This is a genomic window from Streptomyces thermocarboxydus, from assembly GCF_024760485.1.
GTDB lineage: Bacteria > Actinomycetota > Actinomycetes > Streptomycetales > Streptomycetaceae > Streptomyces > Streptomyces cellulosae.
Genome location: NZ_CP058273.1, coordinates 2,338,946 through 2,361,591 on the forward strand (window position 1 = coordinate 2,338,946; position 22,646 = coordinate 2,361,591).

Genomic DNA, 22,646 nt, shown 5'->3' on the forward strand with positions numbered 1-22,646 from the left:
GTACGCACGAGAAGGGCCCGTTCCGGTCGGAACGGGCCCTTCTGTGTGTGCGGTGCTCGCGGTGCGGACTAGAACGGTTCGAACCCGTCGAACTCCCGCTCCGCCTCGTCGCGCTGCGCGTCGCGGTCGCGGCGGCGCTGGGCGGCCGGGCGGGGCGCCTCGAAGCGGTGGTCCTCGCCGCGGCGGCCGAGCATCTCCGCGCCGGCGCTGACGGACGGCTCCCAGTCGAAGACCACGGCGTTGTCCTCGGGGCCGATGGCGACGGCGTCGCCGCCGCGGGCGCCCGCCTTCATCAGCTGCTCCTCGACGCCGAGGCGGTTGAGCCGGTCGGCGAGGTAGCCGACGGCCTCGTCGTTGTTGAAGTCGGTCTGGCGCACCCAGCGTTCGGGCTTCTCGCCGCGCACGCGGAACACCAGCTCGCCGCCGGCCTCCTCGCGGGTGACGGTGAAGCCGGTGTCGTCGACCGCCTTGGGACGGATGACGATACGGGTCGCCTCCTCCTTCGGCCTGGCCTCGCGCGCCTTGGCCACCAGGTCGGCGAGCGCGAAGGACAGCTCGCGCAGACCGGTGTGGGCCACGGCGGACACCTCGAAGACGCGGTAGCCGCGCTGCTCCAGGTCGGGGCGGACCATGTCGGCGAGGTCCTTGCCGTCGGGCACGTCGATCTTGTTGAGGACGACGAGCCGCGGCCGGTTGTCCAGGCCGCCGTACTGGCGCAGCTCCTCCTCGATGACGTCGAGGTCGGAAACGGGGTCGCGGTCGGACTCCAGGGTGGCGGTGTCCAGCACGTGCACCAGAACGCTGCAGCGCTCGACGTGGCGCAGGAACTCCAGGCCGAGGCCCTTGCCCTGGCTGGCGCCGGGGATCAGGCCGGGGACGTCGGCGATGGTGTAGACGGTCGAACCGGCGGTCACCACACCGAGGTTGGGCACCAGGGTGGTGAACGGGTAGTCGGCGATCTTCGGCTTGGCGGCGCTGAGCACGGAGATCAGGGACGACTTGCCGGCGCTGGGGTAGCCCACGAGGGCCACGTCGGCGACGGTCTTCAGCTCCAGGACGATGTCGCGCAGGTCGCCCGGCTCGCCGAGCAGCGCGAAGCCGGGGGCCTTGCGGCGTGCCGAGGCGAGGGCCGCGTTGCCGAGCCCGCCGCGGCCGCCCTGGGCGGCGACGTAGGAGGTGCCGTGGCCGACGAGGTCGGCGAGGACGTTGCCCGCCTTGTCGAGCACCACGGTGCCGTCCGGCACGGGCAGGATCAGGTCCTGGCCGTCCTTGCCGGAGCGGTTGCCGCCCTCGCCGGGCTTGCCGCCCGTGGCCTTGCGGTGCGGCGAGTGGTGGTAGTCGAGCAGGGTGGTCACGGACTGGTCGACGGTGAGGATGACATCGCCGCCGCGTCCGCCGTTGCCCCCGTCGGGGCCGCCGAGCGGCTTGAACTTCTCGCGATGGACGGAGGCACAGCCGTGACCTCCGTTACCCGCGGCGACATGCAGCTCGACGCGGTCCACGAAGGTGGTCATGGAATGTGCCTCCAGTTACTACGGGGTTGTCTCTTGGGTAACACGCGAAAGGCGGACCCGCTTCCCGTGGGGGAAGTGAGGTCCGCCTCGCGAAAGTGTCCGATCAGGCGACCGGAACGATGTTCACGACCTTGCGGCCACGAGCGGTGCCGAACTGCACCGAACCGGCCTGCAGCGCGAACAGCGTGTCGTCGCCGCCACGGCCGACGCCGGCGCCCGGGTGGAAGTGGGTGCCGCGCTGGCGGACCAGGATCTCGCCCGCGTTCACGACCTGACCGCCGAAGCGCTTCACGCCGAGGCGCTGAGCGTTGGAGTCACGACCGTTGCGGGTGGACGATGCGCCCTTCTTGTGTGCCATCTCTCCTCAGTCCCTTACTTCGCAGCCGCGGGGATCTCAGTGACCTTGATCGCCGTGTACTGCTGGCGGTGGCCCTGACGACGGCGGTAGCCGGTCTTGTTCTTGTAGCGCAGAATGTCGATCTTCTGGCCCTTGTGGTGGTCCACGACCTCGGCCTGGACCTTGATCCCGGCCAGCACCCACGGGTCGCTGGTCACGGAGTCGCCGTCGACGACGAGCAGGGTCGAGAGCTCGACCGTGTCGCCGACCTTGGCGGTGGAAATCTTGTCAACCTCGACGATGTCGCCGACAGCAACCTTGTGCTGGCGACCACCGCTGCGCACGATGGCGTACACGCGGATCTCACTCTCACTCGAAGAACGGCACCCCCGCAGGCCAGTCGCCCACGCACATACGCGGGCGACCTCTCCCGGTCGCGGCCCGCGTCCGGGAGGAAGAGGTTTACGGGGATGTGGCGGTCCCGATGGACACGCCGACGGTCAAGGTTACGGGGCCGGGGCCACGGGGGTCAAACCGGACCCCCGCGCGCCCGCGCCGCTCAGTGACCGGCGACGATCTCCCGTGCGCGGGCGAGGTCGTCGTGGTTGTCGATCTCGACCCACCGGACGTCGCCGATCGGCGCCACATCGATCCGGAAGCCCCGGTTCACCAGCTCCTGGTAACCGTCCTCGTAGTACAGCTGCGGGTCCCGCTCGAACGTCGCCTTCAGCGCGTCCGCCAACTGCTCCGCGGCGCCGCCCTCGATCAGCGTCACGCCGATGTACTCGCCGGTCGCCTCCGCCGGGTCCATCAGCTTGGTGATCCGCCGCATCCCCTTCTCCGGGTCCACGACGACCTTCATCTCCTCGTCGGCGAGCTGCTTCGCCGTGTCCAGCGCCAGGATGATCTGCCTGCCGTCACCGCGCGCGTCCAGCAGCGTCCGCTCCACCGACACCGGGTGCACCGTGTCCCCGTTGGCGAGGATCACACCGTCCTTCAGGACGTCCCGCGCGCACCACAGCGAGTAGGCGTTGTTCCACTCCTCCGCCTTGTCGTTGTCGATGAGCGTCAGCTTCAGCCCGTACTTCGCCTCCAGCGCCGCCTGCCGCTCGTACACGGCCTCCTTGCGGTAGCCGACCACGACACCGACCTCGGTCAGCCCGATCTCCGCGAAGTTGCCGAGCGTCAGGTCCAGGACGGTCGCGGCGTCCTGGTCGCCCTCCGCGCCCACCGGCACCAGGGCCTTGGGAAGCGTGTCGGTGTAGGGGCGCAGACGCCGGCCGGCGCCGGCCGCGAGCACGAGGCCTATCATCGCGGGTCGTTCTCCTTCGGGGACGTGAAAAGCGTGTGGTCCTGCCCCCGCAGGGGACAGGACCACACAGCGTAGACGCTGGTCAGCTCTCGTCGGCCGCGGCCGTGACGGAGGAGGGCGCCTGCTGCTCGGCAGCGGCGGTCTTCTTCGCCGTGGCCTTCTTCGCCGTCGACTTCTTGGCGGTGGTCTTCTTCGCCGCCGTCGTCGTCTTCTTGGCCGCCGTCTTCTTGGCCGTCGTCGTCTTCTTGGTGGCGGCCTTCTTCGCCGTGGCCTTCTTGGCCGTCTTGCGGGCGGCCTTCTTGGCCGGAGTGGCCTCCTCGGCACCCTCAGCACCCTCGACGGGCTCGGCGGCCGCGACGGCCTCCGGCGCGGCGGCGGGCTCCTCGGCGGGCTTCTGCTCGTCCGCGGGGGCGGACGGCAGGACCACGACGGCCGTGTCCTCGGACGCGGTCGAGGTGCTCGGCTTGCGCACCGCGCGACGCCGCGGACGGGCCGGGGCGGACGCCTCGGGCGCGGCCTCAGGGGCGGCGGCCTCGGCCGGGGTCTCCTCGGCCTTCGGCGTCTCCTCCGCCTTCGCGGGCTCGGCCTTCGCCGGCTCGGCGACGGTCACCACCGCGGCCTCGGCACCCGCCGGGGAACCGGCCGGCGCGGTCACCTTGCGGGTGGCCCGGCGGCGCGTACGGCCCTTGGGGGCGGCCTCCTCGGCCTGCGGCACCACGGCGTCCTCGGCCGGCGCCGCTCGGCCAGCGCCTCGGCGGCCGACTCGGCTGCACGGACGCCGCGTCTCCTCGGCGGCGGTCACGTCTGCGCCGTGGGGACGGCCGCGTCTCCTCGGCGGCGGGCGTCTCCTCGGCGCGCTCCTCGGCCTGCTTGCGGCGCCCCTGGCGGTCTCACGCTGCGGGAGCCGCGGGCGCGGACGGCGACGGCTCGCCGGCGGCGCGTACGTACGGGCCCGGACGCTGGGCCCGGCTCGGCGCGCTGCTGTAAGCTCCTCGTCCGGCGTGAACTCGGGCCCGGCAGCGCGGGCTCGGCGGCCTCGGCGGCGACCTCGGCCGGCGTCTCCGCCTCGGCCTCGGCCTCCTGCTCGGCCGTCTCCACGGCGGCCTCGTGCTCGTGCGGCTGGTCCGCCGCACCGGCCCGGGCGCGCTTGCGGCGCTTGCCGCCGCCGGAGGTGGACGGCTGGTCGAGGTGGACGATGACACCGCGGCCGTTGCAGTGGACGCAGGTCTCGGAGAACGACTCCAGCAGGCCCTGGCCGACCCGCTTGCGGGTCATCTGGACCAGGCCCAGCGAGGTCACCTCGGCGACCTGGTGCTTGGTCCGGTCCCGGCCCAGGCACTCCAGCAGACGGCGCAGCACCAGGTCCCGGTTGGACTCCAGCACCATGTCGATGAAGTCGATGACGATGATGCCGCCGAGGTCGCGCAGCCGGAGCTGGCGCACGATCTCCTCGGCCGCCTCCAGGTTGTTCCTGGTGACGGTCTCCTCGAGGTTGCCGCCCTGGCCGGTGAACTTGCCGGTGTTGACGTCGATGACGACCATCGCCTCGGTCCGGTCGATCACCAGCGAACCGCCGCTGGGCAGCCAGACCTTGCGGTCCAGCGCCTTGGCGAGCTGCTCGTCGATCCGGTACGTGGCGAAGACGTCGACCTCGCTGGTCCACCGCTGCAGGCGGTCGGCCAGGTCGGGCGCGACGTGGGAGACGTAGCCGTGGATGGTCTCCCAGGCCTCGTCACCGCTGACGATGACCTTGGAGAAGTCCTCGTTGAAGATGTCCCGGACGACGCGGACGGTCATGTCCGGCTCGCCGTACAGCAGCGTCGGGGCGGTGCCGCCGTTCTTGGACTTCTTCTTGATCTCCTCCCACTGCCCCTGGAGCCGCTCGACGTCACGGCGCAGCTCGTCCTCGCTCGCGCCCTCGGCGGCGGTGCGCACGATGACGCCCGCGTCCTCGGGGACGATCTTCTTGAGGATGGTCTTCAGCCGGGCCCGCTCGGTGTCGGGCAGCTTGCGGCTGATGCCGGTCATCGAGCCCTCGGGCACGTACACGAGGTAGCGGCCGGGGAGGGAGACCTGGCTGGTGAGGCGGGCGCCCTTGTGGCCGATCGGGTCCTTGGTGACCTGGACCAGCACCGGCTGCCCGGACTTCAGCGCGGACTCGATGCGGCGCGGACCGCCGGACATGCCGAGCGCGTCGAAGTTGACCTCGCCGGCGTAGAGCACGGCGTTGCGGCCCTTGCCGATGTCGACGAAGGCGGCCTCCATCGACGGCAGCACGTTCTGCACCTTGCCCAGGTACACGTTGCCGACGTACGAGGTGGCCTGCTCCTTGTTGACGTAGTGCTCGACGAGCACGCCGTCCTCGAGGACGCCGATCTGCGTGCGGTCGCCGTGCTGGCGGACCACCATGACGCGCTCGACGGCCTCGCGGCGGGCCAGGAACTCGGCCTCGGTGATGATCGGCACGCGACGGCGGCCCTGCTCGCGGCCCTCGCGGCGGCGCTGCTTCTTGGCCTCCAGGCGGGTGGAGCCCTTGATGGACTGCACCTCGTCGGACGGCTCGGCACCCTTTTCCCGCAGGGGACGGGGCTCGCGGACCTTGACGACGGTGCGCTCGGGGTCGTCGGCGGACGGCTCGGGCTCGCCGCCGCTGTCCCCGGCGCGGCGACGACGGCGACGGCGGCGACGGCTGCTGCTGGAACCGCCGTCCTCGCGCTCCTCGCGCTCGCGCTCCTCGGCGTCCTCGTCGCTCTGCCCGTCGGTGTCCTCGGCGTCCTGCGCGGACTGCTCGGACCCGGCGCGCTCGGCGCCGTCGGTGTCGCCGTCCTGCTGGTCGCCGCTGTCGGCGTCGGCGGACTCGCCACGGCGGCGGCGACGGCCGCCACGGCGACGGCGGCGGCGCGAACCGGACGACTCGTGGTCGTCGTGGTCGTCGCCCTCGTCACCGTCGGTCTGGTCCTCGGCCTGGTCGGCGGCGTCCTCGGTCTCGGCCTCGGGGGTCTCCTCGGCCGCGGCCGGCGCGATGGCCTCGGGCTCGTCGGACGCGCCCCTGCGGCGGCGGCGACGGCGGGAGGCGGCGGGCTGCTCCTCGGGAAGCTCCTCCGTCTCCTCCTCCGGCTCCACGGCCTCGGCGAGTCCGGCGGCGGCCTCGGCGGCGGCGCGCTCCGGGGTCTGGAAGCGGGGCTCGGTGAACACCGGCGGCTGGAACACGGCGACGGCGGGACGCGCGGGACGGCGCGGGGCGCCCTCCTTGTCCTCCGTCTCCGCACCGCGCGCGGGGCGCGCGGGCTCGGCGAACCCGGCGGCGGCCTTGCGGACGACGCGCCGGCGGCGGCGCGCCGCCCTCCTCGGCGGGCCTGCGCGGCGGCGCCTCGGCCGGGGTGCCGGCCTGCTTCTCGTCCTGCTTGTCGTTCTCCGTCACCGGGCCTCCTCGGCGGTCGGGGCGGCCTGCTCGGTCTCGTCGTCGCGTCGCCCTGTGCGTCGGCGGCGGGAGCACCGCGGGCGCGGACGCGCGCCGAGAGGCACGGCGCGGGTGCGGCGCGGGGCGGCGTCGTCCTCGGTGACTCGGCGGCGGGCTCGGGGGCCGTCTCGGCAGCCGTCTCACCGCGCGGCCGGGCGGCTCTTCCGCTTCGGCCCGTCGGCGTCTCGGCGGCCGGGGCGGTCACGGTGCGCGTGGCGCGGCGCCGGGTGCGGCGCGGAGCGGCGTCCTCCGTCGGGCGGCGGCCGCTCGGCCGGAGTCTCAGGGGTTTCGGGGGCCGCGGCGGTCTCGTCGGCGGCCGGGTCTCGGCAACAGCGCCGGGGCGTCACGGTGCGCGTGGCGCGGCGGCGGGTACGGCGCGGAGCGGCGTCCTCCGTGGTGTCGGCGGCCGGTTCGGCGCGGGGGCGGCGGCCTCGGACGCGGCTGCGCCGCGGGACGACGTCTCGGCGGCCTCCGCGCGGCCGGCGCTCCGCGGCCGGCCGCGCGGCGGACCACACGGCGACGCCGGGGCGCGGGGGCCCCGGTCTCCTGCTGGATGTCGGTCCCGCTCTCGGCGGCCTGAGGCGTCTCCACCGGCTCGGCGGCCGGTATGGCCGGCGTGACCGTTTCCGCCGTGCTGTTCTCTGCGGCGGCGGGCGGGCCCGCCGGGCGGGACGCGGCCCTGCGGCGCCGGCGGGGCGGCAGGGTGTCGCTGGGGGTGTTCGGTTCGGAGCCCTCGGTGGGCTCGGTCGGTTCGAGCATGCGGGCGTTTCTCCCGTCAGGCTCCCGGGCGCCGCGCCTGGTCCGGCGATGCCGGTGACGTCCGCGGCCCGCGCGGTGCGCGGTGGCCGCCGTCCGGGGCGCGGGCGCCGCTCGGAAGCTCTCTGTGTCCTGTCTCGCCGGTTCCGTACGCCGAATGCGTACGGCCTGGCGAAAGTCTTCTGGTCGGTGCGCTGCCCGACCCAGGTGGCTCCCGAGTTCGAGGGCGGCGCTTACGACATCCGTCCCTACGCGGGACCTTCCTTACGCCGGCGCCGTCGCGGCGGCAGTGGCGGCGGCCGTGTGCGGCTCGGTCGCTGCTGCCTCGCGGTCGGGCGCGAGCGGGTCGGTCACCGTGCCGGTCTCTTCATCGAACAGCCCCTGCGCCAGCCTGGTCACCGCTACGGGGACCGGCGGCGCCAGGTCGGCCACGGCGCGGAGACCGGACAGGACGTCGTCGGGTCGTACGGCAGGCGTCACGTGCCGAACAACCAGCCGCAGTATCGCACAGGGCCGGTCGGTCGGCCTATCAGCAGGCGCGGAGTCCGTCGCGACGGCCTCCTCGACGGTTTCGAGGGAGGCGACGGCGGACCGGGCGTCGAAGGTACGGATGCCGTTCTTCATGCGGCGCTGGACCTCGACGGTCTCGGCCGACTCGAAGGCGTCCACCGCGCGGCGGGCGTCCTCGGGAGCGACACCGTCCAGCCGCAGCTCCCACACCGACGCCGTGAGCCGGTCGGCGAGCCCTGAAGTGCGGGCCTCGACGGCCTCGACGACGTCCAGCCCGGCGGGCATCGACTCGTCGAGCAGGACCCTCAGACGCTCGGGGTCCCGCGGCTCGGTGAGCGCGATCTCCAGGTACTCGGCCTCGCTGCCGGTGCCGGTGGGTGCGGCATTGGCGTACGACACCTTCGGGTGCGGCGTGAAACCGGCCGAGTACGCCATGGGCACCTGGGCTCGGCGCAGCGCGCGCTCGAAGGCACGCTGGAAGTCACGGTGGCTGGTGAACCGGAGGCGGCCGCGCTTGGTGTAGCGCAGTCGGATGCGCTGCACCGCGGGTGCGGGCGGCGGGCCTTCGGGCTGTCGCTTGCCCAGTGGATCTTCTCCTTGTCGCAAGGGGGCGCGGGGAGCGCCTTCCCTTCCAGGGTACGGCCGTGCGCGACGGCCCCGGAGGGCCCGGTCGGGCACCGGGACCGTGTCCTTACAAGGGTACGTGCCCGTCGGGACGGCGGTTTCCCGGCGTCACCGGCCGGCGGGACGCTCTCCCCGCGCGCCGGTGCCTGCACCGGTACCCCGGGTGACGCCGGGCATGCCGTCCCCGTGCGGCACGGGCCTGGTCTCGGGGCGGACATGACGACGACGGTGGCGAAGAGGAGGAAGCCGGGGGCCGAGCAGCACGGGTGACAGGACGGGCGGCCCGGCCGGGACGGAACGCCCGGTCAGCGCTTGGTCAGGAGGATCCGGTCATCCTGACCGTCTGATTTCTTGGATTCACCGAGAAGCGCCCGCCGGACGTCCTGACGGACCTGGCGGACGGTCACGCGGACGGAGCGCAGGATGTCTCGTGTGACGCGTCCCACACTCCGGGCCGCCTCCGCGACGGGCCTCAGTACCCAGTCACGGACGACATGACCGACCGGCGTGAGCACGGTCCGGTACACCCAGCGGGCCGGCTCCACGACCGTCCACCGGAAGAAGGCGGCGAGGGCCCGGCCCACGGCGAGCGAGACGTACCCGGCGATGCGCCAGGCGTGCCCGAGCGCGGCCCCGACCTCCCGCGCGACGACGGCCAGCACCCGGCCGACCGGCGCCAGCACCCAGCGCCACACGGCGTACGCGGGCCACCACACCAGGACGCGGAACGTCCAGTACAGGGCCGTGGCGACCCCCGCGACCAGCAGCGAGACCAACGCGAACAGCCCCCGGCCGCACCACGCCAGCGCATACCCGACCGGAGTGAGCACCCACCGGTACAGCCACACCGACGGCACGACGAGAAGCCGGTGCCCCAGCCAGGCCAGGGCGTGCCCGAGGGGCGTGAGCACCGTCCGGTACAGCCACCCGGCCGGGACGACGACCAGCACCGTGCCCAGCCACCGCAGCGCCCTCCCCAGCGGCACGAGCACCCAGCGCCAGAGCGCGACGAACGGCCACACGAACACCGCGCGCCCCACCCATGCCAACGCACGCCCCAACGGACGGAACACCGTGTCGCCGAGGAACCGCCCCACGACCACCAGGGCGTCCCACACCATCCGCACCGGCACCACCAGCACGAGCACGACGATCCGCACCGGCATGCGCAACGCGACGACGAGGCACCCCTCGCCGGACGGCTGCTCCCGCGACTTCTCCAGATCCATACCGACAAGGACGCCGAGAACGCCCCCGCGGATGCGAACGCCCGGTTCCGGTTTCTTCATATGCTGAAAGGCCCATAGAAAAAAGGAAATTCGGAGCCTTCGACAAACCCATTGTCGCTATGGCCGTTCACTCATTCGCCGCGCATCCAAGTGAAAGTGCCGCCGTTAGTCGCTGTATGAAGGCAAGCAGGTCAGGTCCGCTCCAACTGCACTTCACACAACCGCTGTTGAGTGCTCCCGCCGGCCCGATGAATCAATCCTGACATGAATGATGAACGCTACGACCCGCTCTGGTACAACGCCGAGGCATCGGACCCGTTCACCGAAATGGGAACCGGCCGGCACCGGGCCGGAGCCGTCTACGCGGAGCCCGTCGAGCCCGCCGTGCCACCCTGGGACCAGCCCGCCGTGCCACCCTGGGACCCGGCCGAGGAACTGGCCTACCTCCTCCAGGAGGCCCGCTCCGACGAGTACGCCGCCCCCACGGTGCCGCCACCGCGCGAGGAGACCTCGGTCACCGCTCCCCCGGCCGGCAGCCCCATGGGCAACCTGCAGGAGATCACGGCCGAACTGCCGCCCCTGCGCTCCGCGCCCCGCGCCCACCGAAAGCCACCGCGGCCCCGCCCCGACGCCGTGCGCGTCGCCAGCTACGCCATCGCCGCGATGGCCGCGGTCACCGTGTCGATGGTGAGCGTCTTCAGCGGCGTCGTCACCTACGAACCGCTGCTCCTCGTCACCACGGCGCACAGCAGCGGCGACTCCTCGTCCTGGTGGCCGATCCTGGTGTACGGCCCCTGGCTGGCCGGCTCCCTCTCCATCCTCCGCGCGGCCCTCCACCAACGACGCGCCCTGCACTCCTGGTTCGTCGTCCTGCTCTTCTCCTCCGTCGCGGTCCTGCTGTGCGTGGCCCAGGCGCCCCGCACCGTCACCGACACGGCGGCCGCGGCCCTCCCGGGCGTCGCCGCCCTGGCCTGCTTCCAGCAACTGGTCCGCCAGATCACCCTCACCCGCCCGCCCCGCCGCACGGTCAGCCCCCGCCACCGCGTCCGCCATTACGACGGCCGACAGGTCCCGTGACGCGCATCCCGCCTGCACACCCGAGCGCGCGTACCCATACGAAACGGAGCAGCAGCCCCTACAGCAGGGGCCGCTGCTCCGTTTCCATGCTCACGCCCGGTCGTCCGGGCCGGGTTCAGTGCGCGTGACCGCTCGGCACGGGGCCCGCGTTCTTGACCGTCAGGGGCAGCAGCTTCTTGCCCAATCTGGATGCTCGTGTCCATCTGCTGACATATGGAAAATGCTTAAACCAGCTCTACGCTGCCTGCATGAGTAAACGAGGACAGCGCCGGCTCGCGGCTGAGCGAGCGGCCTACAACGTAGAAGCCGAGTGGACCGCAGCCGATCTCGCGCTCCTGGAGGAGCTGAAGCAGACTGAGGCGCTGCTCCCCGAGGACGCTCCGCGGGCGCTCCTGTCGATCCGCTTATCCGTACTGACGGACGAGACGACATCACCGGTACGTCAGGAACTCGATCTCCGCATCCTGGCGAGGGAGCGAGGTTGCCGAGTCGTCGGCGTCGCTTCGGACCTGAACGTGTCGGCGACGAAGGTCCCGCCGTGGAAGCGGAAGGAACTCGGGGACTGGCTGAACAACCGCTCCCCCGAGTTCGACGAGATCCTGTTCTGGAAGCTCGATCGCTTCGTGCGCCGTCTCTCCGACCTCTCCACGATGATCGAGTGGAGCCTGAAGCGCGGGAAGAACCTGGTATCGAAGAACGACAGCCTCGACCTCACGACGACCGCCGGGAAGATCATGGTCACGATCATCGGTGGTATCGCCGAGATCGAGGCCGCCAACACCTCCACCCGGGTCACGAGCCTGTGGGACTACGCGAAGTCCCAGGAGGAATGGCTCATCGGGAAACCGGCGTACGGCTACGTCACCGACGAGGACGACACGGGGAGGGTCGTTCTCGTCATCGATCCTGAGGCACACAAGGCACTGCACTGGGCACGCCGCATGGCACTTCGCGGACGCTCCGCCCGTTTCATGGTGCGCTGCCTGAAGCGGGCAGGACTCATGGGCCAAGGGCTCACCGTGGTGACGCTCCTTCGCCGGCTCCGTAACCCCGCGCTCCTCGGCTACCGCGTGGAGGAGGACAAGAACGGCGGACAGCGCCGTTCGAAGCCGGTCCTCGGCAAGGACGGCAAGCCGATCAGGGTCGCTCCCCCGATCTTCACCGAGGAGGAGTTCGAGACCCTCGGCGCAGCGCTCGACAAGCGGATGAAGAAGCAGCCGCCGCGCCGCCCCGGCGGAGCCACGCAGTTCCTCGGCGTCCTCCTGTGCGCCGAGTGCAAGACCAACATGACCGTGCAGGTCACGAGGAACGGGTTCGGTACCTACCCCTACCTTCGGTGCCGCAACTGCAAGAGCGGCGGACACGGGGCACCCAACCCGGAGCGGGTCTACGAGCGCCTGGTGGAGGACGTCCTCAAGGTTCTCGGAGACTTCCCCGTACAGGTTCGCCAGTACGCCGAGGGCGCCGAGGCGCGGCGGGAGATCAAGCGTCTTCAGGAGTCCATCGCGCTGTACATGAAGGAGCTGGAACCCGGAGGCCGGTACACGAAGACGAGGTTCACCAAGGAGCAGGCGGAGACGACGCTGGACAAGCTCATCGAGCAGCTGGAAGCGATCGATCCCGAGACGGCGAAGGACCGATGGGTCAACGTCCACGGCGGGAAGACGTTCCGTGAGCACTGGCAAGAGGGCGGCATGGAAGCCATGTCCGCAGACCTGTACCGCGTCGGCATTCGCTGCGAGGTCACGCGGACGAAGGTGCCGGGAGTCCGGGCCCCGAAGGTGCACCTTCGCCTGCTCATCCCGAAGGACGTACGCGAACGACTTGTGATCCGCGAAGACGACTTCGCGCAAGCCTTCTGATCACACACCGCGCAGAATGAAGCCGCCTGGTTCCGCCCTCGCTGAGGGCACACCGATTACTGCAACCGCGAGGCTAGCGCCATTAGCGGGGCGCGCGACTTCTCGACTGTGGGCGTCGAGAGGGTCAGCTGACTGCCACACTAGGGATAAAGGCCACGAGGCCGGACAGGAAGCTGCCGATCGCGGCTAGCGTGACCAGGGTGGCCTTGCCGTCTGAGAACAGGCCGGAGCAGAACTCCCGTACCTGGCGCCGAAGGATGAGCATCTTGAGCTTCTGCCAGCGGTGCTGGCGGATGTGGCAGCCCATGAGGAGGCCGGTCGCGTTGTTCCGGCAGCCGTCCGTACGGCCCCGGACAGGGGCAGCACACGTCACGGGCGCCTGGAAGAAGCACCAGACGAGGACGAGCGCCGACAGGGTCGCGACGATCGCCGGCCCTGCGGCCTTGTTGATCCATGCGGCGATCAGCAGCGCGGCAGCGATCACGCCCCACCACTGTCCCAAGCCACCGAGCCGACTGCTTCTTGCCCTTGCCCCCGAGGTCGCCATGTCGCTCATGGTGGCGCGGGTCGGGCTGCAGCGTGCCATTTCCTGCCGCCTTGACCGAAAAGGCTCTCAGCGTGGCTGACGCCTGGCTACCAACACGCATGGCCTCTGGAGGCAGCGCAGAGACCTGGTGAGGGCGCAGAAGGCCGCTCAGTGCCCTCACATGGGCTCACACCCACTCCACCTCGGAGTGAACGCCGGAGGAGCTAGCCGGCCCCGGCAGCGGCGTCAGCGGGAGCGCTGGCGCCGACCGCTCCCGCCCCCGCTGCATGCCGAGCGCACTCAGCAACGCCGCCACCTCATCCTCTGTGACCTCCGCCGCAGCGTCGGCAAGACGCCGCAGCGGGTCGTCACTCACGTCAGCGACCGTTTCAGCTGGTCGGAGCCGACTTCTTGACCGTCAGCGGCAGCAGCTTCTTGCCGCTCTCGCTCAGTTGTGGCCATGTATCGAACTGCGGGCAGACGCCGCAGTCGAAGCACGGGGTCCAGCGGCAGTCCTCGACCTCGGTCTCGTCGAGGGCGTCCTGCCAGTCCTCCCAGAGCCAGTCCTTGTCCAGGCCCGAGTCGAGGTGGTCCCAGGGCAGGACCTCCTCGTAGGTGCGCTCGCGGGTGGTGTACCAGTCGACGTCCACGCCGAACGGGGCCAGCGCCTTCTCCGCGCACCGCATCCAGCGGTCGTAGGAGAAGTGCTCGCGCCAGCCGTCGAAGCGGCCGCCGTCGTCGTAGACCGCGCGGATCACGGCGCCGATGCGGCGGTCGCCGCGGGAGAGCAGGCCCTCGACGATGCCGGGCTTGCCGTCGTGGTAGCGGAAGCCGATGGAGCGGCCGTACTTCTTGTCGCCGCGGATCTTGTCGCGGAGCTTGGCCAGGCGCTCGTCGGTCTCCTCGGCGGACAGCTGCGGCGCCCACTGGAACGGCGTGTGCGGCTTGGGCACGAAACCGCCGATGGACACCGTGCAGCGGATGTCGTTGGAGCCGGAGACCTCGCGGCCCTTCTGGATGACGCGCGTGGCCATGTCGGCGATCTGCAGCACGTCGTCGTCGGTCTCGGTGGGCAGACCGCACATGAAGTACAGCTTCACCTGGCGCCAGCCGTTGCCGTAGGCCGTGGCGACGGTGCGGATCAGGTCCTCCTCCGAGACCATCTTGTTGATGACCTTGCGGATGCGCTCGGACCCGCCCTCGGGCGCGAAGGTGAGACCGGACCGGCGGCCGTTGCGGGTCAGTTCGTTCGCCAGGTCGATGTTGAAGGCGTCGACGCGGGTCGAGGGGAGGGACAGGCCGATCTTGTCTTCCTCGTAGCGGTCGGCGAGTCCCTTGGCGATGTCGCCGATCTCGCTGTGGTCCGCGGAGGACAGGGAGAGGAGGCCGACCTCCTCGAAGCCCGTCGCCTTCAGGCCCTTGTCGACCATCTCGCCGATGCCGGTGATGGAGCGCTCGCGCACCGGGCGGGTGATCATGCCGGCCTGGCAGAAGCGGCAGCCGCGGGTGCAGCCGCGGAAGATCTCGACCGACATGCGCTCGTGGACCGTCTCCGCGAGCGGGACGAGGGGCGCCTTGGGGTAGGGCCATTCGTCGAGGTCCATGACGGTGTGCTTGGACACACGCCACGGCACGCCGGAGCGGTTCGGCACGACACGGGCGATGCGGCCGTCGGGGAGGTACTCGACGTCGTAGAAGCCGGGGACGTAGACCCCGCCGGTCTTGGCCAGGCGCAGGAGGAGTTCCTCGCGGCCGCCGGGACGGCCCTGCTCCTTCCATTCGCGGATCAGCCGCGTGACCTCGAGGACGGCCTGCTCGCCGTCGCCGAGGATCGCGCAGTCGAGGAAGTCGGCGATCGGCTCCGGGTTGAACGCCGCGTGGCCGCCGGCCATGACGATCGGGTCGTCGTCGGTGCGGTCCCTGGCCTCCAGCGGAATGCCGGCCAGGTCGAGTGCGGCGAGCATGTTGGTGTAGCCCAGCTCGGTGGAGAAGCTCAGGCCGAACACGTCGAAGGCGCGCACCGGACGGTGGCTGTCGACGGTGAACTGCGGCACACGGTGCTCGCGCATCAGCGCCTCGAGGTCCGGCCAGACGCTGTAGGTGCGCTCGGCCAGGACGCCGTCCTGTTCGTTGAGGACCTCGTAGAGGATCATGACGCCCTGGTTGGGGAGTCCGACCTCGTACGCGTCCGGGTACATGAGTGCCCAGCGGACGTCGCAGGAGTCCCAGTCCTTGACCGTGGAGTTGAGCTCTCCGCCGACGTACTGGATCGGCTTCTGCACATGCGGGAGCAGAGCTTCGAGCTGCGGGAACACAGACTCGGCGGCTTCGGCAGGCATCTCGCGAACCTTCGTGTGGTGACTGCGGTCCCCCCGGGCCGATGCCTCAGGGGCGGGTGACCATCCAGCCTAACCCGCCCGGAGGGGTCTCCCGTACGGCGCTCAGAGCGGGAACTCCCGGCTGACCGAGCTCCACGCCTCGGGAAGCGCCTCCTCGGCGACCCGCGCGCGGTGCGCCTCCCCCGCGTACAGCACCCCGTACGTGAAGTCGCTCTCCCCCGCCGCGTGGGCCACGGCGGCCAGCTCGCGCAGGGTGCGGCGGGCCATGACGCTGTCCTGGTGGTCGCCGAGCAGGCCCTGCAGCGCCTTCATGTCCCGGACCGCCTCCTCGGCCCGCCCGCCCAGCGCGGGGACGGCGGCCTCGGCGGCGTACCGGGTGCGCTTGGTCTTCTTGCGCGCCTCGTGCAGCGCCATGTCGCGCTCCTGGCCGGGCGGCAGCTCCAGCGCGTGCTCCACGAGCCCGGCCAGCTTGCCGAAGTCCTTGTGTACGGCCTTGGCGAGGACCTTGCCCGGGCGGGCGGCGGCCTTCTTGCGCAGGGGCGGGTCCGCGAGCAGCGCGTCCAGGGTGTCGAGGAGGGAGAGGTACCGGCGCGAGTCGAGGATGGCGACGACCTCGTGGTGGGCGCCCTGGTGGCGGGCCTCGGACCAGGCGGCGAGGCGCTCGGCGACCGGGCCGGTGACCTGGTCGGGGGTGAGTTTGCCGAGGGCCTGGGTGAGGCGTTCGGCGAGGACCTCCTGGTCGCGGTCCTTGCCCAGCTCGGCGGCCAGCCACTTCAGGTCGGCGGCGACCGGGTCGGTGGCCGCGCGGTCGAGGACGGCGCGGAAGCTGCGGAAGGTGCTGCGCAGCCGGCGGGTGGCGACGCGCATGCGGTGCACGGCGTCGGGGACGTCCTGCCGCACGGCGGGGTCCAGCTCGACGAGGGCGTCGCGCTGGGCGCGGACGTAGGCGAGGACGTGGTCGCCGGCGGTGGCGGGGGTGCCGTCAGGGCGGGGGCGGTGCTTGTGCCGGGGGGCGGCCTCGGGGGCGGTGGCGGGGGGTGTGCCGGCGGCTTCCCGGCGTGCGGAGGGTCCGGCGGCCGGTGCGGTCTCGGCGAGGGCGCGGGCCAGCTTCGAGGACGACGACGAGGGCCGTACGCCCGCCTTCCTCAGCCGCTTCTCCACCTTGTCGAGGAAGGCGGGGTCGCCGTCGTCGGCCAGTTCCACCTCGATCTCGGTCCAGCGCGTCTCGCCGCCCTCGCCGGTGAGCCGTTCGGCGTGCACGGTGTCCACGCCGACCTCGGCGAGGAGCCGGTCCTGGTCGTCGAGGAGGTGGCGGACGTCGCGGTCGGAGCGGAGGCGGACCACGGGCCGCAGTTCCCGGTCGCGGACGCGGGAGCGGACCAGGGCGGCGAGTTCCTTCGGGAGGGTGTCGGAGAGCGGGGCGCGGATCTCGTCGCGCACGCCGGGGGCGACGGGGAACTTGAGGTGCCAGCCGGCGTCGGCGCCTCCGGTGCGGCGGCGCAGGGTGACGGAGGATGCTGCGAGGCGCTGGTCGGCGGTGTCGTAGTAGGTGGCGTCGAGGTGGGTGACGCCCCGGGCCCGCACGGAGGCGACGCCGGGGACGCGGGTCAGGTCGGGCAGAGCGGTGTCGTCGGACTCGTACTTCCGCTCGATTTCGCGCTTGGTGTCCGCCATGCACCGAATCTAGTCGTCCGGGGTGCGGAGCGGCAGTGGGCCGCTCCGCACCGGTGACGCGGGGCCGTCCTGGGGTCAGGCGGACATGGGCCGTTGCATGCGGATCGACTGGAGCAGTCCGACCGCCAGCCAGGTCGCGAACATCGAGGAGCCGCCGTAGGACACGAACGGCAGGGGCAGGCCGGTGACCGGCATGATGCCGAGGGTCATGCCGATGTTCTCGAAGGTCTGGAAGGCGAACCAGGCGACGATGCCCGCCGCGACGATCGTGCCGTAGAGGTCGGTGGTGTCGCGGGCGATGCGGCAGGCGCGCCAGAGGATGATGCCGAGCAGGCCGATGATCAGCGCGCCGCCCACGAAGCCGAGTTCCTCGCCGGCGACGGTGAAGACGAAGTCGGTCTGCTGCTCGGGGACGAACTGGCCGGTGGTCTGCGAGCCCTGGAAGAGGCCGGAGCCGGTCAGTCCGCCGGAGCCGATGGCGATGCGGGCCTGGTTGGTGTTGTAGCCGACGCCGGCCGGGTCGAGCTCCGGGTTGGCGAACGCGGCGAACCGGTTGATCTGGTACTCGTCGAGGATGCCGAGCTGCCAGACGGCGACCGCGCCGGCCGTGCCCGCGCCGATCAGGCCGAAGATCCAGCGGTTGGAGGCCCCGGAGGCGAGCAGCACGCCGAGCACGATGACGACCATCACCATGACCGACCCGAGGTCGGGCATGAGCATCACGATCAGCATCGGGACGACGGCGAGGCCGAGCGCCTGGAGCACCGTGCGGTGGTCGGGGTAGGGCTTGTCGCCCGCGTCGACCCGCGCCGCCAGCAGCATCGCCATGCCCAGGATGATCGTGATCTTCACGAACTCCGAGGGCTGGAGGGAGAAGCCGCCGGGCAGCTGGATCCAGGAGTGGGCGCCGTTGATCGTGGAGCCCAGCGGGGTGAGCACCAGCAGGATCAGGAAGACCGAGGCGCCGTACAGCAGGGGGACCGCCGTGCGCAGCCCGCGGTGGCCGAGCCAGAGGGCGCCGATCATCAGGGCGACGCCGATGCCGGTGTTCAGCCAGTGCCGGACCAGGAAGTAGTACGGGTCGCCCTGGTTCAGCTCGGTGCGGTTGCGGGTGGCCGAGTAGACCAGCAGCGAGCCCAGCAGGGACAGGGCGAGGGCCGCGAGCAGTATCGGCCAGTCCATCCGGCGGGCCAGGCCGTCGCGGGCGAACACCCGTGTCCAGCCGGCCCGCTCGGGTCCGTACCCGGAGACCTGGAAGCTGTTGACGCCGCCGGTCATGACGCCGTCCTCTCCGGGCGTGCCGCGCGCGGCCGCGGGGTGCGGCCCGCGGGGCCGCCCCGGCCGGGGCGTGGCCGCGCCGCGCGCGCCTGCGCGGGTGTCGCGGTTGGTGTTCTCCGGCGACGGGGTCGTGCCCGCCTGCTGCGGGTCGGCCGGGTCGTCGCCCTGCGGGGTGGTGGCCTCGCCGTCCGGGGAGGGCGTGGGGCGCAGTTCCTTGGCGAAGTCCTTGACGATCTTCGGCGAGGTGATGGTGCCGTCCGTGCGGACCTTGGGGAGGGTCTTCTGCGGCGTGGGCAGCAGCGCCTTCTTGTTGTCGATCCCGCCGTCCTCGGACACGCCGTAGAGGGCGTTGTAGATGTTGCGCACGGCGGGGCCCGAGGCGCCGGAACCGGTACCGCCCTGGGAGATCGTCATGACGATCGCGTAGTCCTTGGTGTAGGTGGCGAACCACGAGGTGGTCTGCTTGCCGTACACCTCGGCCGTACCGGTCTTGGCGTGCATCGGGATCTTGTCCTGTGGCCAGCCCCCGAACCGCCACGCGGCCGTACCGCGGGTGGCGACTCCCTCGAGGGCTTCGTCTATCTGCTTGAGCGTCTTCTTCGACGTGGGCAGCTTGCCGTGGGACTTGGGCTGGATTTCCGTGACGGTCTTGCCGTCGGGGCTGACGACGGCCTTGCCGACGGTCGGGTCGTACAGCGTGCCGCCGTTGGAGATGGCCGCGTAGATGGTGGCCATCTGGATCGGGGTGACGAGCGTGTCGCCCTGGCCGATGGAGTAGTTCACGGAGTCACCGGCGCGCAGCCGGTTGCCTTCGAGGCAGTTCTCGTAGGCGATCTTCTCGGCGTAGCTGCCGTCCTTCTTGCCGTACTTGCACCAGGCGTCCTTGTTGGCCTTCCAGTAGTCGGCCTTCCACTGGCGGTCGGGGACGCGGCCGGTGACCTCGTTGGGCAGGTCGATGCCGGTCTCCGCGCCGAGGCCGAACTGGTGGGCGACCTTGTAGAACCAGTCGTGGGCGTTCTTCTTCGGCTTGTTGCCGCCGTCGCGCTTCCACTCCTCGTGGGAGAGGGCGTAGAAGACGGTGTCGCAGGAGACCTCGAGGGCCCGGCCGAGGCTGATGGGACCGTGGTTCTGCGACTCGAAGTTCTTGAAGACCTGGCCGCCGATGGAGTAGGAGCTGGAGCAGTTGTAGGGGCCCTCGAAGGAGTAGCCGGCCTTGATGGCGGCGGCCGTCGGGATCACCTTGAAGATGGAGCCGGGCGCCGACAGGCCCTGGATGGCGCGGTTCAGCAGCGGGTAGTTGGACTTCTTGCCGGTGAGCTCGGCGTAGTCCTTGGCGGAGATGCCGCCGACCCAGGCGTTGGGGTCGTAGGTCGGGTTGGAGGCCATGGCGACGACGCGGCCGGTCTTGGCCTCCATGACGACGACGGCGCCGGAGTCGGCCTCGTAGTTCCGTCCGGTGTTGTGGTCGTTCTGCTTGCGGGCCTCCTTCATCGCCTCGTTCAGTTCGTACTCGGCGATGCGCTGCACGCGGGAGTCGATGCTGGTGACGAGGTTGGCGCCGGGCTCGGCCGGGTCGGACTGGGCCTGGCCGAGGACGCGGCCGAGTTTGTCGACCTCGTAGCGGGTGACGCCGGCCTTGCCGCGCAGCTGCTGGTCGTACTGGCGCTCCAGGCCGGAGCGGCCGACCATGTCGGAGCGCAGGTAGGGCGAGTCGGTGTCCTGGGCCTGCTGGATCTCCTCGTCGGTGACCGGCGAGAGGTAGCCGAGGACCTGCGCGGTGTTGGCCTTGCCGGGGCTCGGGTAGCGGCGCAGCGCCTGGGGCTCGGCGGTGATGCCGGGGAAGTCCTCGGCGCGCTCGCGGATCTGCAGGGCCTGCCGGGGGGTGGCCTCGTCGGTGATGGGGATCGGCTGGTACGGCGAGCCGTTCCAGCAGGGCTGGGGGGTCTCGGCGTCGCACAGCCGGACCTTCATCATGACGTCCTCGGGCTTCATGCCGAGGACGCCGGCCAGCTTGGTGAGGACGGCCTTGCCGTCGTCCTTCATCTTCAGCAGGTCCGTGCGGGAGGCGGAGACGACCAGCCGGGTCTCGTTGTCCGCGAGGGGCACGCCGCGGGCGTCCAGGATGGAGCCGCGCACGGCGGGCTGGACGACCTGCTGGACGTGGTTGCCTGTGGCCTCCTTGGCGTACTGGTCGCCCTCGCGGATCTGGAGGTACCACAGCCGCCCGCCGAGGGTGCCGAGCAGGGAGATGACGAGGACCTGGATGACGACGAGCCGGATCTGGACCCGCGGGCTGCGGCCGGTCTCGGGGATGTTGGTCACGCGGCTTCCTCCCCTCTCAGAGCGCGTGCGGGTTATGGCTGACGAGTGGTGAACGACCGGCCGGTGGACGGGCGTTCCAGCCGCGTTCACTCGTACCGGTGAAGTTTCGGGAGGTCACAGGCGCTTGACCCCCTTGATGCGTCCGGCGCGGGCGGAGCGGGCGCGGGCCGCCTTGACCCGCAGGCCGTTGCGCTGGCCGCCGATGCGCAGGCCGGTTCCGCCGGAGAGCCAGCCCGTGGAGATGTCGCCGGCCTTGGCGGAGGTGGTCTCGGCGAGCGGGTCGTTCTCGGCGCGCCGCGCGAGGGCCATCACGCCCGGCACCACGAAGGGGGCGAGCAGCAGGTCGTAGAGGGCGGCGGTGAACAGCAGGCCGCTGAGGCCGACATGACGGGCCGCGGTGTCCCCGACGAGGGCGCCGACGCCGGCGTAGAGCAGGGTGGAGCCGACGGCCGCGGCGACCACCACGAGCATCGGTCCGGCCGCCGTCTTCACCTGCCCGCTCTCGGGTTTGACGAGCCCGGCGAGGTAGCCGATGACGCACAGCACGAGGGCGTAGCGCCCGGCGGCGTGGTCGGCGGGCGGGGCGAGGTCGGCGAGGAGGCCGGCGGCGAAGCCGACGAAAGCGCCGCCGACGTGGCCGTAGACCAGGGCGAGTCCGAGGACGACGAGCAGCAGCAGGTCGGGGACGGCGCCGGGGAGGTGGAGGCGGGCGAGGACGCTCACCTGGATCACGAGGGCGACGGCGATCAGCGAGCTGGAGAGCAGGATCCGGTTGACGCGCATGGGGTGACAGCTCCTACTGCTCAGGCTGGTCGGTACCGTCGGCGGGCGCCGAGGGCGTGACGGTCACGGTCACGGTCGGCGTCGGGGTCGGCTTGGGCTTCGCGGGCAGCACCGTGTCGCGCGGGTCCTTCTTCGGCGCCTGGACGACGACGCCGACCACGTCCAGCTTGCTGAAGTTGACGAACGGCGTGACGTACAGGGTGCGGGTCAGGTCGCCGCCGGAGGGGTCGACGCGGGAGACGACGCCGACGGGGACGCCGGGCACGAACGGCTTGTCGGCCTGCGAGCCGAAGGTGACCAGCCGGTCGCCCTTCTTAATTTCGGCCTTGCCGTTGAGCAGTTCGACGCGCAGCGGGCGGTCGCCCTGGCCGGAGGCGAAGCCGAGTTCGTCGCCGGCCTCCATGCGGGTGCCGACGGTGAAGTCGGGGTCGCTGGCGAGCAGGACGGTGGCGGTGCCGGGCCCGACGGTGGTGACGCGGCCGACCAGGCCGTCGCCGTTGAGGACGGTCATGTCGCGCTCGATGCCGTCCTCGGCGCCGGCGTCGATGGTGATGGTCCAGGAGAAGCCCTGGGCCGCTCCTATGGCGATGACCTGGGCGCCCTTGATGCCGTACTGGCCCTTGCCGGCGACGCCGAGCAGCTTGTCGAGTTGCTTCAGGCGGCTGCGGTTGCGGTCGTCGCTGCCGAGTTCGGCCTTGAGCGCCGCGTTCTCCTGCTCGAGCTGGGCGAGCCGGTCGTGGCGGTCGCCGGACTCGCGGACGGCGGTGACGGCGTTGCCGATCGGGTCGACCGCGCTGGACACGCCGTTCTCGATCGGGCCGAAGACCGACGCCGCCGCCTGGCGGGCACCGTCGACCGGCGAATCCTCTCCGCCGCGGATGTCCACCGTGATCAGCGCGAACGCGATGGCGATCAGCAGCACCAGGAGCAGCCGGCTCTCTTTCGTGTCCCTCACGTGCGGCGGCCGTGCCTTCCTCATCGAGAACGGGTATGCGGTGGGGTTCTGTTCAGGTTTCAGATCGCGTGAGGGGTCTTCGGGGCGT

Annotated in this window: 16 protein-coding genes; 2 read left to right on the plus strand and 14 right to left on the minus strand. The window is 71.4% G+C overall.

Annotation, left to right across the window (positions count from 1 at the left end; translation table 11 throughout):
- Positions 1–68: 68 nt before the first annotated feature.
- The 8 genes from obgE to AY578_RS10865 all read right to left on the minus strand — a co-directional run bounded on the left by obgE (position 69) and on the right by AY578_RS10865 (position 9,742).
- Positions 69–1,514: a GTPase ObgE gene (gene obgE, locus AY578_RS10835; RefSeq protein WP_019523101.1), complete on the minus strand. Its 1,446-nt coding sequence runs from the start codon at positions 1,512–1,514 to the stop codon at positions 69–71.
- Positions 1,515–1,617: 103 nt separating this feature from the next.
- Positions 1,618–1,872 carry a 50S ribosomal protein L27 gene (gene rpmA / locus AY578_RS10840; protein ID WP_019523100.1) on the minus strand — a complete coding sequence of 85 codons (255 nt, stop codon included), beginning with the start codon at positions 1,870–1,872 and terminating at the stop codon, positions 1,618–1,620.
- 14 nt (positions 1,873–1,886) lie between these two features.
- The gene (rplU, locus tag AY578_RS10845) at positions 1,887–2,207 is read right to left on the minus strand and encodes a 50S ribosomal protein L21 (RefSeq protein WP_006132815.1); all 321 of its coding nucleotides are present in this window, start codon (positions 2,205–2,207) and stop codon (positions 1,887–1,889) included.
- A 203-nt stretch (positions 2,208–2,410) separates the two neighbouring features.
- On the minus strand, positions 2,411–3,163 hold the full coding sequence (locus AY578_RS10850; protein WP_215048568.1) for a phosphocholine cytidylyltransferase family protein: 753 nt from the start codon (positions 3,161–3,163) through the stop codon (positions 2,411–2,413).
- 82 nt (positions 3,164–3,245) lie between these two features.
- On the minus strand, positions 3,246–3,878 hold the full coding sequence (locus tag AY578_RS34055) for a hypothetical protein (protein WP_420341310.1): 633 nt from the start codon (positions 3,876–3,878) through the stop codon (positions 3,246–3,248).
- An 83-nt stretch (positions 3,879–3,961) separates the two neighbouring features.
- Positions 3,962–6,373 (minus strand): Rne/Rng family ribonuclease, encoded by a 2,412-nt coding sequence (locus AY578_RS34060; protein WP_420341311.1) that lies wholly within the window; start codon positions 6,371–6,373, stop codon positions 3,962–3,964.
- Between the two features lie 1,270 nt (positions 6,374–7,643).
- Positions 7,644–8,432, minus strand: coding sequence for a TIGR03936 family radical SAM-associated protein (locus tag AY578_RS10860; RefSeq protein WP_258902300.1), 789 nt, complete (start codon positions 8,430–8,432; stop codon positions 7,644–7,646).
- Positions 8,433–8,818: 386 nt separating this feature from the next.
- Entirely contained in the window at positions 8,819–9,742 is a 924-nt protein-coding gene (locus AY578_RS10865) for a phosphatidylglycerol lysyltransferase domain-containing protein (RefSeq protein WP_258902301.1), read from the minus strand.
- A gap of 264 nt (positions 9,743–10,006) precedes the next feature.
- Between AY578_RS10865 and AY578_RS10870 the strand changes: the two genes are divergently transcribed.
- Both AY578_RS10870 and AY578_RS10875 read left to right on the plus strand, forming a co-directional pair.
- On the plus strand, positions 10,007–10,819 hold the full coding sequence (locus AY578_RS10870; RefSeq protein ID WP_258902302.1) for a hypothetical protein: 813 nt from the start codon (positions 10,007–10,009) through the stop codon (positions 10,817–10,819).
- A 248-nt stretch (positions 10,820–11,067) separates the two neighbouring features.
- The gene (locus AY578_RS10875; RefSeq protein ID WP_258902303.1) at positions 11,068–12,681 is read left to right on the plus strand and encodes a recombinase family protein; all 1,614 of its coding nucleotides are present in this window, start codon (positions 11,068–11,070) and stop codon (positions 12,679–12,681) included.
- Between the two features lie 124 nt (positions 12,682–12,805).
- Here the strand turns inward: AY578_RS10875 and AY578_RS10880 are convergent, their stop codons facing one another.
- From AY578_RS10880 to mreC, 6 genes are all read right to left on the minus strand, one after another.
- On the minus strand, positions 12,806–13,165 hold the full coding sequence (locus tag AY578_RS10880) for a hypothetical protein (protein WP_234008125.1): 360 nt from the start codon (positions 13,163–13,165) through the stop codon (positions 12,806–12,808).
- Between the two features lie 431 nt (positions 13,166–13,596).
- Entirely contained in the window at positions 13,597–15,546 is a 1,950-nt protein-coding gene (locus AY578_RS10885) for a TIGR03960 family B12-binding radical SAM protein (RefSeq protein WP_258902304.1), read from the minus strand.
- A gap of 102 nt (positions 15,547–15,648) precedes the next feature.
- Positions 15,649–17,220 (minus strand): CYTH and CHAD domain-containing protein, encoded by a 1,572-nt coding sequence (locus AY578_RS10890; protein ID WP_161107915.1) that lies wholly within the window; start codon positions 17,218–17,220, stop codon positions 15,649–15,651.
- Positions 17,221–17,295: 75 nt separating this feature from the next.
- A complete protein-coding gene (mrdA, locus tag AY578_RS10895) occupies positions 17,296–20,820 on the minus strand; it encodes a penicillin-binding protein 2 (protein WP_258902305.1) in 3,525 nt (1,174 codons plus the stop codon).
- 114 nt (positions 20,821–20,934) lie between these two features.
- Positions 20,935–21,603, minus strand: coding sequence for a rod shape-determining protein MreD (gene mreD / locus AY578_RS10900; protein ID WP_019527668.1), 669 nt, complete (start codon positions 21,601–21,603; stop codon positions 20,935–20,937).
- A 13-nt stretch (positions 21,604–21,616) separates the two neighbouring features.
- Entirely contained in the window at positions 21,617–22,558 is a 942-nt protein-coding gene (gene mreC / locus AY578_RS10905; protein ID WP_019527667.1) for a rod shape-determining protein MreC, read from the minus strand.
- Positions 22,559–22,646 lie beyond the last annotated feature (88 nt).